The organism is Dellaglioa sp. CoH-56-MRSF-12, from assembly GCF_056782075.1.
The window spans coordinates 190,103-208,810 of record NZ_JBXAYD010000002.1 but is presented as its reverse complement, the minus strand read 5'-3'; the positions used below and the strand labels follow the sequence as shown (position 1 = coordinate 208,810).

At 32.6% G+C, this 18,708-nt stretch carries 19 protein-coding genes; 14 read left to right on the top strand and 5 right to left on the bottom strand.

From position 1 onward, the window contains the following. Positions 1-7: 7 nt before the first annotated feature. From smc to AC1RPY_RS02750, 10 genes are all read left to right on the top strand, one after another. Positions 8-3,544, top strand: coding sequence for a chromosome segregation protein SMC (smc, locus tag AC1RPY_RS02795; RefSeq protein WP_481761265.1), 3,537 nt, complete (start codon positions 8-10; stop codon positions 3,542-3,544). A 31-nt stretch (positions 3,545-3,575) separates the two neighbouring features. Further along, a complete protein-coding gene (ftsY, locus tag AC1RPY_RS02790) occupies positions 3,576-4,586 on the top strand; it encodes a signal recognition particle-docking protein FtsY (RefSeq protein WP_481761266.1) in 1,011 nt (336 codons plus the stop codon). 113 nt (positions 4,587-4,699) lie between these two features. Continuing rightward, a complete protein-coding gene (locus AC1RPY_RS02785) occupies positions 4,700-5,041 on the top strand; it encodes a putative DNA-binding protein (RefSeq protein WP_409022601.1) in 342 nt (113 codons plus the stop codon). A 16-nt stretch (positions 5,042-5,057) separates the two neighbouring features. Further along, complete coding sequence (gene ffh, locus AC1RPY_RS02780) at positions 5,058-6,494, top strand: signal recognition particle protein (protein WP_481761267.1); 1,437 nt, start codon at positions 5,058-5,060, stop codon at positions 6,492-6,494. Positions 6,495-6,633: 139 nt separating this feature from the next. Then, positions 6,634-6,909 (top strand): 30S ribosomal protein S16, encoded by a 276-nt coding sequence (gene rpsP / locus AC1RPY_RS02775; protein ID WP_409022599.1) that lies wholly within the window; start codon positions 6,634-6,636, stop codon positions 6,907-6,909. Between the two features lie 10 nt (positions 6,910-6,919). Continuing rightward, positions 6,920-7,165 (top strand): KH domain-containing protein, encoded by a 246-nt coding sequence (locus tag AC1RPY_RS02770; RefSeq protein ID WP_409022598.1) that lies wholly within the window; start codon positions 6,920-6,922, stop codon positions 7,163-7,165. Positions 7,166-7,236: 71 nt separating this feature from the next. Further along, positions 7,237-7,752 carry a ribosome maturation factor RimM gene (gene rimM, locus AC1RPY_RS02765; RefSeq protein ID WP_481761268.1) on the top strand — a complete coding sequence of 172 codons (516 nt, stop codon included), beginning with the start codon at positions 7,237-7,239 and terminating at the stop codon, positions 7,750-7,752. 2 nt (positions 7,753-7,754) lie between these two features. Further along, positions 7,755-8,486 carry a tRNA (guanosine(37)-N1)-methyltransferase TrmD gene (gene trmD, locus AC1RPY_RS02760; protein WP_481761269.1) on the top strand — a complete coding sequence of 244 codons (732 nt, stop codon included), beginning with the start codon at positions 7,755-7,757 and terminating at the stop codon, positions 8,484-8,486. A 130-nt stretch (positions 8,487-8,616) separates the two neighbouring features. Then, positions 8,617-8,964: a 50S ribosomal protein L19 gene (gene rplS, locus AC1RPY_RS02755; protein ID WP_057973468.1), complete on the top strand. Its 348-nt coding sequence runs from the start codon at positions 8,617-8,619 to the stop codon at positions 8,962-8,964. A gap of 791 nt (positions 8,965-9,755) precedes the next feature. Continuing rightward, entirely contained in the window at positions 9,756-10,154 is a 399-nt protein-coding gene (locus AC1RPY_RS02750) for a hypothetical protein (protein ID WP_481761270.1), read from the top strand. A gap of 420 nt (positions 10,155-10,574) precedes the next feature. On the opposite strand, the gene AC1RPY_RS02745 is transcribed toward AC1RPY_RS02750, so the two are convergent. Beyond that, a complete protein-coding gene (locus AC1RPY_RS02745) occupies positions 10,575-11,039 on the bottom strand; it encodes a transposase (protein WP_481761271.1) in 465 nt (154 codons plus the stop codon). Between the two features lie 206 nt (positions 11,040-11,245). On the opposite strand from AC1RPY_RS02745, the gene AC1RPY_RS02740 reads away from it, so the two are divergent. Both AC1RPY_RS02740 and AC1RPY_RS02735 read left to right on the top strand, forming a co-directional pair. Next, the gene (locus tag AC1RPY_RS02740) at positions 11,246-12,565 is read left to right on the top strand and encodes a PTS transporter subunit EIIC (RefSeq protein WP_481761272.1); all 1,320 of its coding nucleotides are present in this window, start codon (positions 11,246-11,248) and stop codon (positions 12,563-12,565) included. After that, positions 12,555-13,424, top strand: coding sequence for an alpha/beta hydrolase (locus AC1RPY_RS02735; protein ID WP_481761273.1), 870 nt, complete (start codon positions 12,555-12,557; stop codon positions 13,422-13,424). Before AC1RPY_RS02740 ends, AC1RPY_RS02735 begins: the two co-directional genes overlap by 11 nt. Positions 13,425-13,791: 367 nt before the next feature. Here the strand turns inward: AC1RPY_RS02735 and AC1RPY_RS02730 are convergent, their stop codons facing one another. Next, positions 13,792-14,490 (bottom strand): VIT1/CCC1 transporter family protein, encoded by a 699-nt coding sequence (locus tag AC1RPY_RS02730; RefSeq protein WP_481761274.1) that lies wholly within the window; start codon positions 14,488-14,490, stop codon positions 13,792-13,794. Positions 14,491-14,508: 18 nt separating this feature from the next. After that, on the bottom strand, positions 14,509-15,189 hold the full coding sequence (locus AC1RPY_RS02725; RefSeq protein ID WP_481761275.1) for a VIT1/CCC1 transporter family protein: 681 nt from the start codon (positions 15,187-15,189) through the stop codon (positions 14,509-14,511). Between the two features lie 131 nt (positions 15,190-15,320). Here AC1RPY_RS02725 and AC1RPY_RS02720 point away from each other — a divergent pair, with 131 nt between their 5' ends. After that, positions 15,321-15,776 carry a Fur family transcriptional regulator gene (locus AC1RPY_RS02720; RefSeq protein WP_481761276.1) on the top strand — a complete coding sequence of 152 codons (456 nt, stop codon included), beginning with the start codon at positions 15,321-15,323 and terminating at the stop codon, positions 15,774-15,776. Between the two features lie 189 nt (positions 15,777-15,965). On the opposite strand, the gene AC1RPY_RS02715 is transcribed toward AC1RPY_RS02720, so the two are convergent. Together AC1RPY_RS02715 and AC1RPY_RS02710 are read right to left on the bottom strand one after the other, a co-directional pair. Further along, positions 15,966-17,180 (bottom strand): multidrug effflux MFS transporter, encoded by a 1,215-nt coding sequence (locus AC1RPY_RS02715; RefSeq protein ID WP_481761277.1) that lies wholly within the window; start codon positions 17,178-17,180, stop codon positions 15,966-15,968. A gap of 49 nt (positions 17,181-17,229) precedes the next feature. Beyond that, positions 17,230-18,216, bottom strand: coding sequence for an MBL fold metallo-hydrolase (locus AC1RPY_RS02710; protein WP_481761278.1), 987 nt, complete (start codon positions 18,214-18,216; stop codon positions 17,230-17,232). A 117-nt stretch (positions 18,217-18,333) separates the two neighbouring features. On the opposite strand from AC1RPY_RS02710, the gene AC1RPY_RS02705 reads away from it, so the two are divergent. Next, positions 18,334-18,690, top strand: coding sequence for an iron-sulfur cluster biosynthesis family protein (locus AC1RPY_RS02705; RefSeq protein ID WP_481761279.1), 357 nt, complete (start codon positions 18,334-18,336; stop codon positions 18,688-18,690). Positions 18,691-18,708 lie beyond the last annotated feature (18 nt).

The window sequence follows — 18,708 nt, the reverse complement described above, 5'->3', positions numbered from 1 at the left end:
GTGACGGATGAAATTAGAGTCTTTAGTCATTAATGGTTTTAAATCATTTGCAGACAAAACAACAATTGAATTTAAAGACGGGATGACTGGTATTGTCGGTCCTAACGGTAGCGGTAAAAGTAATATTATTGAAGCAATTCGCTGGGTACTTGGTGAACAATCAGCCAAAAATTTACGTGGAAATAAAATGCCTGACGTTATATTTGCTGGTTCAGGGAACAGATCAGCAGTTAATCGTGCTGAAGTTAGTATTATTTTTGATAATTCTGATTTTTATATTCAAGATAATCCTGAAAAAATAACCGTTACAAGACGATTATTTAGAGATGGTGTCAGCGAGTTTTTAATTAATCAAAAGCAGTGTCGTCTTAAAGATATAACCAATCTATTCATGGATACTGGTCTTGGAAAAGAGTCATTTTCAATCATTTCTCAGGGTAGAGTTGCTGAAATTTTTAATAGTAAGCCCGAAGACAGACGTTCGATTATTGAAGAAGTTGCTGGTGTTTTAAAATATAAACAAGAAAAAAATATTGCCACTCGCCAATTAGAAGAAACAAAAGGTCATCTTAACCGGGTTTCTGATATTATTTTTGAACTTAAAGGACAAGTTGAACCTTTACGTGAGCAAAGTAGTTTGGCAAAGGATTATTTATCTCAAAAAAAGCAATTTGATGAGTTAGAACTTAGTCGGTTGGTTAAAGAAATTAAAAGGCAATCGCAACTAAAAAGGGATGTCACACATTCGTTAGATAAGTTACTTGAAATGGATAGTGATTATAAGACTAAGGTCACTGTAAAAGAACATGAAATTGCAGGTTATCGCTCAGAACTAGAGAATATTGAAAAAATGATTGATCATACACAAAACAAACTATTAGATTTAACAATTAATAAAGAACGGTTGATGGGTCAAAGTAATATATCAACTCAAAAAAAAGATTTTGAAAAGCAAAAAATAACAGAATTAAAAAAAGAACAAGAATCGGTGAATGAACAAATTATTTTGAAACAAGAGTCATTAGCTAATTTAGATAAGCGGTCATTAGCTTTACAGAAAAATATTACTGATGAGAACATGTTTATTGAAGCGATTGATAAAACGTTAGAAACAGCGGATATTTCTGGACAAGATCGTTCAAAAGAATTAAGGCGCGTTGTTAATGATACTATTCAACAACGTACACGATTACAAAGTGAGAATGAGTTTTTACAAAAAACATTAAATTTTGATTCACAGGCTAAGGTTAATGATGACTTATTAGCTACTGAACAAGAGTATTTAACACAAGCAAAAAACGATTTTAAAACTAAAAAAACTGAATTTAATTTGATTGATAATAAATTAATTAATGAAGAAAAAGAATTAGCTAAATTAAAGATTGCCTTGAAAAAAAATAACGATTCTTACGAGGCACAGCAACGTAGATGGTTTGAAGCATCAAACGTTTTAGTACAGGCGAAAAATAAAAAGGATAATCTACTTTTGACGCAAAATAGTTATAACGGCTATTATCAAGGCGTTAAAGCAATTTTAAAAGAAAAAAATAAGTTTCCTGGTTTATATGGTTCAGTGGCAGAATTAATTACGGTCCCAAAGGAAATTAATCAAGCAATAGAGACAGCATTGGGTGCGCAATTACAACAGGTAGTTGTGCAAGAAGAGTCTGTTGCAAAGAATGCAATTAAATTTTTAACGGATAATAAATTTGGTCGGGCAACATTTTTGCCTATTTCAGCTATTAAGGGACGTTCTATCGGTGATGCACAACGTTTCGTCTTAAAGTATGAAGGAGTCATCGGTATTGCGTCAGAGTTAATTAAAGTTGAACCTCAATTTATTGAAATTAGTCAGTATTTGCTAGGGACAACAATTATCGTTGAAGATATGGATACGGCAATTAAAGTTAGTCGTGATTTGAATCATCGAGTTAAAGTTGTCACACGGACTGGAGAAGTAATAAATGCAGGTGGTGCAATAACTGGTGGTAAACAGCAACATACCAGTGGATTGTTAAATCAGAAGCAAACTATTCTACAATTAGATGAAAGTATCCAAAAAATGCAACAAGAATTAGAGGCTCGTGAAGTTCGTGGCAATGAAGCTAGAGTGACTGTTGAAAAGCAAAAAGAAATGATCGAGTCGCTTGAATTGATTGTTGTTGATTTAAAAAGTCAATATCAAACAACACAATCTAAATTAACAACTAGTCGGTTAATTTTAGAACAGCAAGAACTTAAAACGACTGAAAAATATGATGAATTTGAAAAAAATCAAACTGATAAAATTAATAACCAAATAAAATTTAAAGACAATGAACAAAAAATTATTGAATTAGCACGACAAATACAAGTAGCAAATAATGATATTTCTGATATTGACTTACAATTAAAAAATAGTAATCAATTTGAACAGCAGCAACAAGTTAAGAAACAAAACCATCGTGAAAGTTTATTAGTATTCCAAGAACAATTAAAACAGCAACACGCTAATGTTATGCTGCTGAATAACGATATTCAGGAATTAGTTGATAAAGCTACATTGATAAATCAACAACATCAAGACTTACTCAGAAATACCGAAAATAGTCAGGTGAAAGAAAAAGATATCCAAAAAGAATTACAAGAATTTCAAAGGCAAGCAGAAGAAGCCGATTTAAAGTTAGCTGATTTTAAAAAGAACAGAACTAATATTAATCAAACTTTAACTGAAGAAAATAGCCATTTATCTCGTTTATCTGAGTTGCAGAGAAATATTATTGCAGATAAAATCAAAGCTGAAAATCAACAACAACAACTTAATGAGTCGCTTGATGAGTTTCTAGCTAAGCTAGCTAGTGATTTTCAACAGACTTTTGAAGAGGCTGAAAAATTAGAAAGTCAGCAACCTCTTGAACAAATTTTGGCGCAACAAAAATTATTGAGAAAAGGGCTAAAAGAAATTGGTGAGGTTAATGTGGCCTCGATTGATGAATTTGAAAGAGTTAATGAACGTTACTCATTCTTATTAGACCAACAAAATGATTTATTAGAAGCCGATGAACAATTAAAGAAAACTATGATGGATATGGATACTGAAGTTGAAAAAAGATTTAAAGCTAGTTTTATTGATATCTCTAAGAAATTTGAGGAGATATTCCCTGTTATGTTTGGTGGTGGTAAAGCTAGATTAGAATTAACTGATCCAGAAAATCTTTTAACAACTGGAATTGATATTCTAGCGCAGCCGCCTGGTAAAAAAGTTCAAAGTTTGAGTTTACTTTCTGGCGGAGAACAAGCTTTGACCGCAATTACGCTACTATTTGCTATTTTAAGAGTAAAACCAGTTCCTTTTTGTATCTTGGATGAAGCAGAAGCTGCGCTTGACGATGCAAATGTAGCTCGATTTGCTAGTTATCTAAAATCATTTCATCAAGAAACGCAATTTATTGTGATAACGCATCGAAATGGAACAATGGTTGAAGCTAATATTTTGTATGGTGTTACAATGCAAGAGTCTGGTATCTCTAAAATGGTTTCGGTATCATTAGACAAAACGGTTTGATATACTAATAAAAGATTAGGAGGCGCTACAGATGGGAATATTTAGTAGAATTAAGCAAGCTTTTACAGGTGAAGAACCAGAATCATCTGAACAAGAAAAATATGATAAAGGCCTTGAAAAATCAAGAAAAACCTTTGGACAACGCTTAAACTCACTGTTTGCTAATTTTAGAACAGTCGATGAAGATTTTTTTGAAGAGTTAGAAGAAACTTTAATTGAAGCTGATGTTGGATTTGAAACGGCTATGAAAATTAGCCGTGAGTTACAAGAAGAAGTTAAATTAAGAAATGTAAGCAATCCAGATGCTGTTTCTGCAGCAATTATTGAAAAATTGGTAGATTTGTATGAATCAGAGGGTAAAGACGAAGATAATTCTATTGCGCAAGCTGAATCAGGTCCAACTGTTATTTTATTTGTTGGTGTTAATGGCGTTGGTAAAACAACAACTATTGGGAAACTAGCACACCGTTATCATGAAGAAGGCAAAAAAGTACTCTTAGCTGCTGGAGATACATTTAGAGCGGGTGCAATAGAACAACTTGCTGAATGGAGCCGTCGTGTTGATGTCGATATCGTTCGTGGACCAGAAAAAAGTGATCCAGCCTCTGTTATTTTTGACGCGGTAAAACGTGCCAAAGAAGAAGATTACGATATTTTACTAGTTGATACAGCTGGTCGTTTGCAGAATAAAGTTAACTTGATGAATGAATTAGATAAAATTAAACGAATCATTTCTCGAGAAATTCCAGATGCACCTCATGAAGTTTTACTTGTTTTGGATGCAACAATGGGTCAAAATGCTTTAATCCAAGCTAAACAATTTAAAGAAACAACTGATGTGAGTGGTATTGTATTAACTAAGCTAGATGGAACTGCTCGTGGTGGTATCGTGTTAGCCATTCGTAATGAAATGCATTTACCAGTAAAACTTGCTGGATTAGGTGAGCAAATGGATGACTTACGTGATTTTAATGCAGAAGATTTCATTTATGGTTTGTTTAAAGGACTTATTCAAGAACAACCTGAATCAACAGAAGAATAATCTTAGAAGTCAGATTAAACTAATCGGACTTCTTTTTGCTATTGACGTTTAGGGCTAAAATCGGTACCCTTCTAAGTAGGACTGAATGAAACAAAAACGAAGGAGTTTTTTTAGTGGCGATTGATAAAACAAATCGAGTAAATGCATTGTTTGAATTTTATGAGTCATTATTAACTAAAAAACAGGCTGAATATATGGCCATGTACTATGGTGATGATTTTTCACTTGGTGAGATTGCGGACAATTTTGATGTTAGTCGGCAAGCCGTTTATGATAATATCAAACGAACAGAAAAAATTTTAGAAGATTATGAAGATAAGTTGAATTTGTATCATAATTTTATTCAACGTAATGAAAAATTAGACCAAATTAAGCAATACACAGATAGTACTTATAAAGAGGATCAAAAATTAACCGATCTAATTAATCAATTAGAAGAATTAGACGAAGAGTAAGGGTAGGTAGTTAAAAATGGCATTTGAAGGATTAACAGAAAGATTACAAAATGCGATGACGAAACTCCGTCGCAAAGGTAAAATATCTGAAACTGATTTAAAAGAGGTTATGCGTGAAATTCGCTTAGCCTTACTTGAAGCCGATGTTAACTTTACAGTGGTTAAAGAGTTCGTTAAGGTTGTTCGTGAACGTGCAATTGGTGCGGAAGTACTTGAGAGTTTAACGTCATCACAACAAATCGTCAAAATTGTAAATGAAGAATTAACTAAAGTCATGGGTGAAACAGCTGTTCCATTGAACAAGTCATCTAAAATACCAACAATTATTATGATGGTTGGTTTACAAGGGGCTGGTAAAACAACCACAGCTGGTAAACTTGCTTTAACATTAAAAAAAGAAGAAAATGCGAGACCTTTAATGATAGCAGCCGATATTTATCGTCCAGCTGCTATCGACCAATTACAAGTTTTAGGTCGAGATTTGGAAATACCTGTTTTTGAATTGGGTACAAAAGTAAACCCTGTTGAAATTGTTCGACAAGGTTTAGCACAAGCTGCAGAAAATAAAAATGATTACATTATTATTGATACAGCTGGTCGTTTACAAATTGATGAAACGCTAATGGACGAATTAGCTCAAATTAAGGCCTTAGCGAACCCAAATGAAATTCTTTTGACTGTTGATTCAATGACTGGACAAAGTGCGGTAGATGTTGCTAAAGGCTTTAATGAACAATTAGATGTTACTGGTGTCGTCTTAACTAAATTAGATGGTGACACTCGTGGTGGTGCTGCGTTATCAATTCGTTCAGTGACGGGTAAACCAATTAAATTTATCGGACAAGGTGAAAAATTAACTGATTTGGACGTATTCTATCCAGATCGTATGGCATCAAGAATTTTAGGCATGGGTGATATGCTCACGCTGATTGAAAAAGCACAACAAGATTTTGATGAAAATGAATCAGCTAAAATGGCTGAAAAATTTCAAGAAAATACATTTGATTTTAATGATTTTTTAAGTCAAATGGATCAATTACAAAAAATGGGTCCTATGGAAGATATTATGAAGATGATTCCAGGGATGGCTAATAATCCAGCTATGAAGAATGTTAAAATGGATCCCAAGGATATTGACCATATGCGTGCGACAGTATACTCAATGACACCTAAAGAACGCGAAAATCCAGACATCTTGAACCCCAGTCGTCGACGACGTATTGCTGCTGGTGCAGGTCGTCCAATTGTTGAAGTTAACCGAATGATTAAGCAATTTGGCGAAATGAAGAAAATGATGAAGAAAATGAATAGCGGTAATTTTGAAGGTATGGAAGGGATGCTTGGCAAGGGCGTAACAGGTCGCTTAGCTAAGATGTCTATGAATTCTATGGTTCGTAAGAACAAGAAAAACAAGAAAAAACGTATGAAGAAAAATAAAAACTCTAGAAAATAATCATTAAATAACCAATACTGGTATGGCTTAAGGGACATTTTGATAATTTATTTTAACTGTCAAGAAAAAAACCTTTACAAGCTGATAAATAACTGGTATATTAATTATTGTTGAAGTAGATATCAGGAGGTGTATATTAATGTCAGTAAAAATTCGTTTAAAACGTATGGGTTCTAAAAAGAGACCGTTCTACCGTGTCGTTGTAGCTGATTCACGTTCACCACGTGATGGCCGTTTCATCGAAAACGTTGGTACTTACAACCCATTAACAGAACCACAAACAGTAACACTTGAAGAAGAAAGTATTTTAAACTGGTTGAACAATGGTGCACAACCATCAGATACTGTACGTAACATTCTTTCAAATGCAGGCATCATGAAGAAATTCCATGAAGCTAAATTCTCTAAAAAATAAGGACGATTAAATGACTGAAGCAGAAGTGACAAGTTTAATTTTAACAATTGTCAAACCGCTTGTTGAAAATCCTGATGATGTCCAAATAGGACAGAAACAAGATGATCATTATGTCTATTTTGAATTATCTGTGAATTCAGATGATATTGGCCGTATTATTGGGAAGCACGGACAAGTTGCGCAAGCTATTAGAACAATAATCTATGGTGTGCGTTTAACAAGTTCGAAACGAGTGCGTCTAAACATATTAGATTAAAATAGTAACTCTTGAATGAAGCAGCAATGTTTTGTTTGGGAGTTTTTATTTTACAATAAAAAGGAGTAAATATGGATTATTATCAAGTAGGAACAATCGTCAATACTCATGGAATCAAAGGAGAAGTTAGAGTTATGGCTACAACTGACTTCGTTTCTGAGCGTTTTAAAAAGGGAACCGTCTTGTATCTGTTTGATAAGAGCGGAAAACAAGTTATTTCGTTAACGGTTATGACCTATAGACATCATAAAAATTTTGAACTCGTGACGTTTGAAGGATTACAAGATATTAACCTGGTTGAGAAGTATAAAGGATTAGATCTTAAAGTCGCTGATAAAGGTCTTCGGGAATTAGAAGAAGGTAATTACTATTACCATCAAATTATCGGCTTAGATGTCCAAAATGAAAATGAAGAAAAAATTGGCTCTATTTATGAAATTTTAAGCCCAGGAGCTAATGACGTTTGGGTTGTTAAGCGTCAGGGACAGGGTGATTTATTGTTACCAGTTATTAAAGATGTTATAAAAACTGTCGATATTGATAACAATATTGTAACGGTTGAACTTTTAGAAGGATTGGACGACTAAATATGAAAATTGATGTTTTGAGTTTATTTCCAGAAATGTTTGATGGTCCCATGAAACAATCAATTGTTGGTAAGGCAATTGATAAGGACGTTCTTGATTTAAAAATTACTAATTTTAGAGATTTTACAACTGATAAACAAAATCATGTGGACGATTACCCATATGGTGGTGGTGCAGGTATGTTATTACAAGCACAGCCAGTTTTTGACACTTTAGAAGCTGTTCAAAAGGAATCTGACACAAAAGGTAAAGTTATCCTTTTAGATCCAGCAGGACGTAAATTTGACCAAAATGTGGCTGAAGAATTTGCGAAAGAAGAACATCTAACATTTATTTGTGGTCACTATGAAGGCTATGATGAACGTATCCGCGAACTTGTAACTGATGAGGTTTCACTTGGTGATTACATTTTAACGGGTGGGGAACTAGGAGCCATGGTCATGATTGATGCGACTGTTCGATTGTTACCTGAAGTTTTAGGCAATAAAGAATCTGCTCCCGGAGATTCATTTTCAAACGGCTTGTTAGAATATCCGCAATATACACGGCCAGCTGATTTTAGAGGGATGAAAGTTCCTGAAGTTCTAACAAATGGGAATCATAAATTAATCGATGAATGGCGTCAAAAAGAATCATTGAGACGAACATTTGAGAGAAGACCAGATTTGTTGAAAGATATTCAATTATCTAAACAACAAGTTGAATGGTTAGCTGACATAAAATCTGGAAAGTAAAGGAAATAACCTTTACGCCTATAAAGTAATATGATACAATTTTAAAAGTGGTTAAAAGCCACATAAAATTACGATATTCCGCTGGCATAGTGAATGTGAATGAATTTCTGTTGAAAAGGAGATCCAAATTATGAGTCCAATGATCGCAAAACTTACAGAAGCACAATTACGTACAGATATTCCTGAGTTCCGCCCAGGTGATACTGTTCGAGTTCACGCCCGTGTTGTTGAAGGCACACGTGAACGTATCCAACTTTTCGAAGGTGTCGTTTTAAAACGCCGTGGTAAAGGTATTAGTTCAAGTTACACTGTTCGTAAAATTAGTAACGGTGTCGGTGTTGAACGTACTTTCCCATTGCATTCACCTCGTGTTGCTAAAATTGAAGTTATCCGTCATGGTCGTGTTCGTCGTGCTAAATTGTACTACTTACGTGCCCTTAATGGTAAAGCTGCTCGTATTAAAGAAGCTCGCCGTTAGATTGACGTTGAAAAGCCTTGGTAATCAAGGCTTTTTTATTTGTCTAAAAATTTGGTAGACCTATATAATTGAACCTTGCTTCAAAAAGTCGCATTAAAGTCGCTAAAAGGGGCAGAAAAGGGGCAGAAATTATAAGTTTTCGATTTCTAATTAAAGTTTATAATTAATATTTTCAATAACATATAGATATATTTTTATCAATTTTTTAATTCTTTTTGTGCATTACGGAAAAAAGTATTAATTTAAGAGGCTGGCTTTTTTAAGTTTTTAAAGTATTAACTTAGATTAATATTATAGTTAAATTATTTGAAGTAACATTAAAATTATGATAGCGTTAGATTGTTGTTAATGAAAAAGTATTAAAGTAATAGCTATTTTAATGAAGTTTTGTTCAGTATTATTAGTACCTAATCATATTTATGCTCAGGATACATTTATGAGCCGTGATATAACTAAAGCATATAATATAGGAGTCAAAGAGGGTAAAATTAAGCAATAGGATATGAACTATCAAGAGTTTTATGATTTGTGTAGTTCATCTATTTGGCCTGTATATGAAAATCAAGTTAAGCCGGGTGCTAAAACTACTCTTACTGAAATGATTGCATAAGATGACAAAGCAAAGCATGCGAGCAAGAAAGATTTTTTTCAGCAATATACAAAAAGGGTGCTCATGTTGAGGCATATAGAAAAAAGAAACATTATGGATTGCTTGGCAATTTTAGTAGTCCGTTCAAGCCAAATGATATTCATAAAATAACATCATAATAATCTGAGAGAGGGGTTTTAAAATGAAAGTAATTAAAGAAGCAAGCGGATGGATACTTCGGGGACTACTTCTTTTTAGTGGATTATGTTATGGTGGTCTCATTTATCCAAGTATAGTAATACATGGAAAATTAGCGCCATTTTCATATTATTTTGGAGGCACATTATGGGACGATTTGGCAGTGGTCATGGGATTATTAACATTTTTATTGTTAATAATCCTAGCTATAATGCCTAATAGATATTTAAAACGTTTTTGGAAATATTTTTTTATTATTACAGTGAGTATATTAGTACTTTCACTCCCAGGTGGTGCATTTTTGTTATTAACTATAATTCCTTTGTGGGAACTGATTATTATATTGGTAATAGAATGGGGAATTACATTAGGGCTTTTGTTTATAATCAAAAGCGTAGATTAAATTGGGTCTGCGTCAAATAGTGATGGTGAGACAATAAACGTCTAATCTAATTAAGGGAAATCCAAAAGGATTTCCTTTTTTTAGTTATGAATTAATAAAATTCTTTCAAAAAGATGATGTCAGTTTCCGAAACCGTAACTGCTACGTTTAAGTGTTTTAATTTTTCGATTAAGTCCTTCTATAGGACCGTTTTAATAAGTTGAAGATAAAAATATTTTCAATATAATGTGGATTCTTTATGAAAGTGGTTATTACAGTATCCATTTCACTGTTATTTGGTTGATAGTTTTCTAATAACTGAGTTTTTAAAGATTTATATTCTCTATTTTTATGATCAATTATCTGATTTAAAGTATCTATACGAACACAATCTAAGGCTTTACCAGCCAGTTAAACTAAATGAAAACGATCAATAATTATTTAAGCATTTGGGAATAGTTGATGAATGATACTTTGATATTGAGCATTCAGGTCTACAACAACAGAGGTTACAAATTGTCTTTCTTTTAGAATATATGCATTAAAAAAATGTTCCTTAATAACACTGTTAAAACGATTAGGCAGTATCGCTACAAAATTATGTGTTTCAGCATCAATCGCACTTTGACATGAAGCCCAAATAAAGCGTTGGTTCCGTAATCGCAAATGAAATTCATAGCCATTTACGCTAGAAATTCTAGCATTAACTAAACGTGTTCCATTTTTGATCATAGTTAAATAGCCACAATCTGGGTCTCTTGGAGGTATGTATGTTAATGGTGCATCTATGATATTAACTTTTCTTTTACGTGATACTATTCTAACAAAATCATCGGAAACGTTAATTTTCTTAATATTTTCGTCTTCTGTTCCTAATAGTAATAGTGCGGAATTAATTGTGATCATCAGCATCCCTCGCTTTTGATTATGTTTTGCAACTTAATCATAGCAGGGGCCGGTGGCCTCTTTTTTTGTTTTCAGAATAAAAAACTGGTGTTGATGAATTTTATTTTACCAACACCAGAAAGTGTACACCCTCAAAGTTTATAATTAACATTTTGTTGTTGGGTTACTATTGGTTTATAATAAAAAATAGATAAGGGGGTTATTCAATGAATAAACTATGGGTGACGTTTTCGCAAAAATTGTTAAGAGTTGATTTACGTTTTAAAAAAACTTTTGTTTATCAAGCAATTGAAAAAACATTTGCAATTATCTTACCGTTTATTATTATTGGAAGTTTTAGTATGGCGCTTAGTTCTAGCGTTTTATCAGAACAAGGGTTCTTTAATCAAGTATATAATATTTCATCATGGTTACCTTATGAAAAAATCATAACAAATATATTCGAAATTATTAATACAGTTACAATGAGTTTTATCGCAGTAATGACAGCTTTTTTGAGCGCAAAATACATGACTCGGTCCTTTAAAAAAGATGAACAAATTGCAGGATTCACTGGGGCAGTCGGGATGCTTATTTTGAATTATAATTTATCAAGTTTAAACCCTGATAGTGATCAGGGGACATTCTTGATTCAAGAGTTAGGTGTTAAAGGGATTTTTATCTCACTGATTTTGGGGGTCTTTGTAGGATATATCTTTAAATGGTTTTCACCTAAAAATAAGCAAGAAAAAGTAGATCAATATACATTTATTTCTCGTGGTTTAGAGAGTCTGTTGCCGATAGTGATAATATTGGGGATTTTAATTGGACTAGTCATGTTAGTTTCATTGGTTAATCAAATCGGTGTGAATGGTCTCTTATATTCTATGTTTAGATTAACAGAAGTTAAATCAAGGCATTTAATTATAACTATTTTATTTTTATCCTTTTTCAATACTGTTTTATCTGGTATAGGAATTTCTGGTTCTTTAGGAATTGCACAAGGCGGCTTAGATGATACTTCGGTTGTCAGTAACTTAAGTTATGCGTTAAAGCATGGCACGTCTTTTGGTGTACCTTTTCCTATCTCTATACATACAATTTATGACAGTTTTGGTAGCTTTGGTGGAACAGGAATGACCTTATCTTTAATTATAGCAATATTGATAATGTCTAAAAATAAAAATAGTCGTAAAATAGCAAAAATATCAATTATTCCAAGCTTTGTGAATATTAATTTTCCATTGATGTTTGGGTTACCAATTATTTTAAATCCTATTTTAATGGTTCCGTTTATCTTATCACCCATCGTTTCAATGTTGATTGGGTACTTCTGTATTTACTTTAAGTGGATACCTCCAGCAGTTTACAGCTTACCTGAAACGACTCCAGCACCATTAATGGCATTTTTAGGAACTGATGGGTATTGGAGTACATTAGTTGTATCAGGAATTGTGCTTATTATTACAGTTTTAATTTATATGCCGTTTGTAAAATTAAATAATAAGGCAATGAATATTGATGGAGGTAAGCTAAATGAAAAATAAACGGAAAATAGTTAAATACGTGTTTATTTGGATAGCTATCTTAGCTTGTTTTTTAGCTGTTATCGTACCGGCAAATACATGGAACACTAAAAAGGTCAAAACAAGCCGAATTATTCATAATTCAAAGTTAAATCCAGTTATTTTAATACCAGGAAGCAGTGCAAATCAAGATCGATTTGATGAATTGATTGATGTTTTAAATACTTCAACAAATCGAACGCATAGTTTGTTAAAGATAACGGTTCAGAAAACTGGAAAACTTAAAATTACTGGTAAAATAGCTAAACGAGATATGCAACCTTTCATAGTTGTTGGTTTTGAAGATAATTCGAATGGCTATAATAGTATAAAAAAACAAGCTAAATGGTTTGATATAGCGTTTACGTATCTTGCTGATAAATATAAATTTAATCAATTTAATGGTATCGGGCACTCTAACGGAGGTCTTATTTATACGACATTTTTAGAAGAATATTTTGATGATAAAGCGGCCTCAATTAATACGTTAATGACGATAGGTTCACCATATAATGGTGAAGAAACTAATCAGAGTACAAGAACACAGATGTTAGCGGATTTTGTAAAGAATCGAAAAAAAATTCCAACTAACTTAGTGTTGTACTCGATTGCTGGAACAGATAATTACAATAATGATGGAATTGTTCCATATCAAAGTGTTAATGCCGGAAAATATATTTATCAAAATCAAGCGAAATCCTATACAGAAATAACTGTCACAGGAAATGAATCGGAACATTCTGATTTACCACAAAATAAGCAAATTGTTGCTTTAATTGAACAGTATATTATTGCTTCCCAAAATTCTAAAAATAGTGGACCAGATGATAAGAAAATTTAGAGTAGTGCTTGATTATTATTGTGATGAACTATGTATAGTTGCACATTGTAAAAATAGTCTTAATGATCTTAAATATGTACAGTATATCAATTAAACAGACAATGTCGATGGCGAGTGTTGTATTTAATTATTGAAAGTAGTATAAAATATAGGCCTTTGTTAACTATTGCTGATCAATGATATTAAAAAAGTTCTAATCGCTAAGTGATTAGAACTTTTTTGTATGAATTTTAAGAGTATAAAGTGGTTTAGTTCAAAATTTATAAACATTTTGAAAGCTAATGCGCTATATAAAATGTATCTATGACAACAAATAAGTTGGGAAAAAATATTTAACTAGTTTGGGCGGGGTTTCATAATGATATGTCTAAAAAAACTGGCCAATTCCATAATGAATTAACATGGTTATTAAACCAATGATAATATTTCGTATAATGGCAACTTTAATTTTACCATCACCTAATTTGGAGCTAATAAAGGCAGTTAAAGCTACAGCTACTGAAACCGCAATAATTGTACCTATCATTTTCCAATTGTTTGGTAATATAATAATGGCAAGTAGTGGGAAAATACCACCTAAAGCTGCAGAGATTAGTGAGGAAAAAGCGGCATCCCAAGGGTTCATATAGTGTCCTAATTCGAGACCGTATTTAACATTAATAATCGTTTCTAGTGGCTTTTTTTGCATTAATTCTGTAGCAATTTCAAAAGAGGTTTCTTCAGAAACGCCCTTAGCCGTATAAAAATTTTGAACATCATGAATTTGATCAGTACGACTCGTAATCATACGCTGTTTTTCGACGGCAACAGCTGCTTTTTCGGTGTCACTTTGTGAACTGACAGAGGCATATTCGCCAGCTGCCATAGAAAATGCGCAAGCTATTAGATCAGTTAACCCAGCGATGAAAATAATGAAATTATCTGTTGTAGCTGCTGCAACACTGAACAGGACACCTACAACAGTTAAAATACCATCATTAGATCCTAGTATACCTGCACGAAGTGAATTAAGTTTTTCATCCATTGTTTTGTATTTTTTTTGTTTAATTTTGGTTTCAGATGTCATGAAATTAAGTGTCCTTTCCTAATGAGCAAATAAAGTACCAATAAAGTAAGTGACTAGCATTGTTAAAATACCAGAAATAATATTACGAATAACTGATTTTGTCCGATTTGAGTTACCCAAAGTTGCAGCACTAAATCCTGTGATAGCTAGTGCAATAATGACAGAAATAGATGTGGCAATGACCTTAAATTCAGCAGGGAATAAAGTAATTGCAAGTAGGGGCAGCAATGATCCAATCGGAAAAGAAATCATTGATGCAATCGCAGCCGCATAAGGATCCGTATAGACGTTAGGATCAAAGCCATATTTTTCACGTACAATAGTATCTAATGGGTTAGCCGACATCATTTCATCTGTAGCTTTTAATGCTAAGGATGAAGAAATACCTGTTTTAAAATATTTTTGATAAACATAATTATATTCCTTATCATAATTATGTTTTAGATTGTACTTGGAATTGGCAGTAGCAACTTCTTGCGAATCTTTTTGGGTACTTACAGAAACATATTCTCCCATAGCCATTGAGACAGTACCGGCAAGCATACCAGCAATACCTGAAATGAAAATAGAAAAATTATTGTTCGTAGCGCCAGCGACACCAATGACAATCCCAGCAACGGAAAGAATACCATCATTAGCTCCCATAACACTAGCTCTTAAAACATTTATTTTCTGAGATAAAGATAATTTTTTAGACATAACTCTCTCTCCTTTGTTATAATGATTCTAAATATATAATCATTATAAATCAATTCAATAGATAAAGTCCACATATTTTATGAAATATGAGATAATGAACAGAGTGAATTAAGAAAATGGGGGTCGTTAAATTGATCGATAAAAATCTTGACCAGGCTTTAGAAATTTTAAAAGAACGTGGCGTACGTATAACACCACAGCGTAAAATAATTCTTGAATATTTAGTAACGCAACATAACTACCCATCTGTTGAACAAATTTTTAACGGAATTAAAGATGGAAGCGTAGGGTTAGGCATAGCTACCGTTTATAATACGTTACAAATATTAGTTGCTCAAAAATTAGTGATAGAATTGTCTAATGGCGATGATGGTAAAATGCGCTACGATTATTTTGGTATTCCACATTATCATGCTATCTGTCTTAACTGTGGCAAAATAACAGATATATTTACAGAATTAACTTTTCATGAGGCAGAGCAAGAGGCGGAAAATAAAAGTGGTTATATAATTGAAAGTACACATGTCGAGACGTTTGGATATTGTCCAGAATGTCAAATAAAACTGGGTTTAACAGAAAATAAATAATATATATCAGTAGATAAAATAAGCTTTAAAAATATGGTTGGTAGTACCAATTTGTAGATAGTACCCATTTTACATAAAGGTTACAGCTGTACAAAATCAGATGTCACACCTTTAGTATAAATAATTAAAGAGTTATATTATTAAGTTTTTGCGTTATACAAACTAATATTTCCACAAAAAAAGCAGAACTTATAGTTCTGCTTTTTTTGTGGAAATATTTAAGTAAATGACCAAGGCACAAATTTCACACAGTAAGATTAAAATTGTCATTGGAACATAAGAATGATCCCCCATAATCCCAACGAATGGAGAAAGAATACTTCCAACTAGATTCATACCAACACCAAGTATGGCAGAAGCACTTCCTGCGTGTTGCCCTTGTTTCTGCATAGCTAATGAGAAGGCCGTTGTATTTACGATACCAACCATTGAAACAATTAAAAATAAACTGATGAGCACTAGTAATAACGAGTTACTAATAAATAATGAGGTCGTTAATAGTAGACTACCAAGTAAGGCAAGGTAAACACCTAATTTTAGACCAGTCTGTTCAGAAAAAGTATCTGAAATTCGTGAACTTAATTGAGACATTATAACGATACCTAAACCATTAATTGCATAGACTAAACTGAACATATTAGAGGATAGACCAAAAAGATTTTGTAAAACAAATGATGATCCAGAAATATAACAGAACATTGCACCTGAGATAAAGCCTTGAATTAGAGCATAACTCAAGAAAAATTTATCAAAAATTAAACTTTTAAGAATTTTTTTCGTTGAATCACCAGTATTTGATTGCGACTTCTCTGGCACAATCTGGTTAGTTTCTGGTAACGTCACTAATACAAGAAGAAATAAAAGAAAACCAATTACAGTTAAGATAACAAAGATACCGCGCCAAGATGTGAATTTTAGAATAAAACTGCCAAGTATGGGCGAAATAATCGGGAAAATTCCATTAACAGCCATTAAGAGCGAGAAAAAACTGGTTAATTTTTTTCCGGTGTATAGGTCTCTAGCAATTGCTCGAGAGATTACAAGACCAGCAGATCCCGCTAAACCTTGCAATAACCGGATAATAACCAAAATTGTTATATTCTGACTTGTTGCTGCGATGATAGAGGTAACAGCGAACAAGATGAGTCCCAAAAGTAATGGCTTTCTACGGCCAATTTTATCACTGTAGGGTCCAACTATTAATTGGCCAAGCGCCAATCCAAGTAAACAAGTCGTAATCGTCAACTGGGTAAGCGATGCAGTTGTATGTAAGTGTTGTTGAATAACTGGTAATGCTGGTAAATACATGTCCAATGATAATGGACCAAAAGCACTTAATGTTCCTAATAAGAAGGTTAAAAATAATTCATGTTTTTTAGGATTTTTAAAATAAGAAAAAACCAACAAATTCACGTCCTTTTAAATGATTAATAAATATACCATAGAATAAATATTAATAAGTTACAATAGTATTGTTAAAATTTTGGTCTATCAATATAAGTTGCTTAGGTTTATGCGTTAATCGATTTAACAATTCAGGTACTTCTAATGAAGATAAATGTGAATTGATTGGGAGACTATCTTTATTATTTTCCAATAAATCGGTCAGTGAATAGCTATTTTGGGTAGACAAATTAAAATCGCCTAACTTATTTTCTATATTTACCAAGATATATTTCTCAGGATGCCTTTTAATTCCTACAGAAGTAGCATCATTTAATGAAATCACTTCTGAATCAGGATAAAAATACGTCAATAATTGGGAGGTTGGCTTATCTAGTACGATTATTTTTTCTAACTTGTTAGCTACTGTCGCTAACTTATGAATTAAATAAAGATTTTCGTTGGCAACGTTAATAGCAGTTAATTCTTCGACTTTTAAAAGTTTAATGAGATGATCTAGAATCGTAATTTCAGTGTAGTAATTAGTATCTGTTGTGTCGACAGTATTTAAAATTAGAACATCTAAAGGTAGTCGGTTTAAGTCGTGAATCCATTTCTTCGTTCTCTTTTTATGAGGTCCAGCTAAGCGAGTATCACCAGCTAAGAAGGAGTACTTCTGCTTTTCATCTTCTACTAAAAAAGCTAATGAACCCGTGTGTACTGAATCTGATAAAAAACCAATCACTGTAAAATCTCCAATAGTTAGTGCGGTGTTAATCGGAATAATTTTGTAATTTAAGTGTGTTTCACTAATTTTACCTAGTAAGACAAATTGTTGTTTTAATTCAAATGCCTCTTTGGATAAATAGATAGGTAATTTTTGCATCATAGAAGATTCAAGAATTTTTTCATGGATATCTATTGAGAAGTATGAAAGAAAAAGAGCGTCTGCTTGTTCATTTAGTTGTGAATTAACGTTAAATTGAAAGATTGAATGTGAACTTTTAAATTGTGAACTACTATCAAATAAGTTGTTTACTATACTAATTTTGGTCATTATATTCCTCTCTTTCTAATTAGAACTATCATACCATGATGAACCTGAGTCGTCATGCTTGTCTAAAATAATCAGTGGTGTACAATGTAATTATTAAATAAGAAAGCTGGTAATTTCATGTATTTAAAAATAAGTGAAGACGCAAAAAGCAAGATTATGAAACTTATGGGTAATGATTCAGAAATCTTGCTTGATTTTGACGATGGTGTTGGTGCTTTATCAAATGAAGGAACATGTACGTTAGATTCAAGCTTTAGAATGTTAGTAATTGATGACCAGAACGATAGCAAGGCATATGATGGAACAATTGATTCAGATTTAGGTCCCATTAGAGTAAAAGGGTACAGCAAAACTTATATGGATGAGAACATGCAACTTGTCGTTAATGAACGATTCAACAGTTTAGCATTACATGGAGATAATTCAGGACTATTAACAGGTAATGTTAGCTTAGAAAGTCTTGTTAAAAACTAATAAAAAATCGTAAACAAT

Coding starts and splice junctions, on each gene's coding strand:
- smc (WP_481761265.1), top strand. CDS start 8: ATGAAATTAGAGTCTTTAGTCATTAATGGTTTTAAATCATTTGCAGAC.
- ftsY (WP_481761266.1), top strand. CDS start 3,576: ATGGGAATATTTAGTAGAATTAAGCAAGCTTTTACAGGTGAAGAACCA.
- ffh (WP_481761267.1), top strand. CDS start 5,058: ATGGCATTTGAAGGATTAACAGAAAGATTACAAAATGCGATGACGAAA.
- rpsP (WP_409022599.1), top strand. CDS start 6,634: ATGTCAGTAAAAATTCGTTTAAAACGTATGGGTTCTAAAAAGAGACCG.
- AC1RPY_RS02770 (WP_409022598.1), top strand. CDS start 6,920: ATGACTGAAGCAGAAGTGACAAGTTTAATTTTAACAATTGTCAAACCG.
- rimM (WP_481761268.1), top strand. CDS start 7,237: ATGGATTATTATCAAGTAGGAACAATCGTCAATACTCATGGAATCAAA.
- trmD (WP_481761269.1), top strand. CDS start 7,755: ATGAAAATTGATGTTTTGAGTTTATTTCCAGAAATGTTTGATGGTCCC.
- rplS (WP_057973468.1), top strand. CDS start 8,617: ATGAGTCCAATGATCGCAAAACTTACAGAAGCACAATTACGTACAGAT.
- AC1RPY_RS02750 (WP_481761270.1), top strand. CDS start 9,756: ATGAAAGTAATTAAAGAAGCAAGCGGATGGATACTTCGGGGACTACTT.
- AC1RPY_RS02745 (WP_481761271.1), bottom strand. CDS start 11,039: ATGATCACAATTAATTCCGCACTATTACTATTAGGAACAGAAGACGAA.
- AC1RPY_RS02740 (WP_481761272.1), top strand. CDS start 11,246: ATGAATAAACTATGGGTGACGTTTTCGCAAAAATTGTTAAGAGTTGAT.
- AC1RPY_RS02735 (WP_481761273.1), top strand. CDS start 12,555: ATGAAAAATAAACGGAAAATAGTTAAATACGTGTTTATTTGGATAGCT.
- AC1RPY_RS02730 (WP_481761274.1), bottom strand. CDS start 14,490: ATGACATCTGAAACCAAAATTAAACAAAAAAAATACAAAACAATGGAT.
- AC1RPY_RS02725 (WP_481761275.1), bottom strand. CDS start 15,189: ATGTCTAAAAAATTATCTTTATCTCAGAAAATAAATGTTTTAAGAGCT.
- AC1RPY_RS02710 (WP_481761278.1), bottom strand. CDS start 18,216: ATGACCAAAATTAGTATAGTAAACAACTTATTTGATAGTAGTTCACAA.
- AC1RPY_RS02705 (WP_481761279.1), top strand. CDS start 18,334: ATGTATTTAAAAATAAGTGAAGACGCAAAAAGCAAGATTATGAAACTT.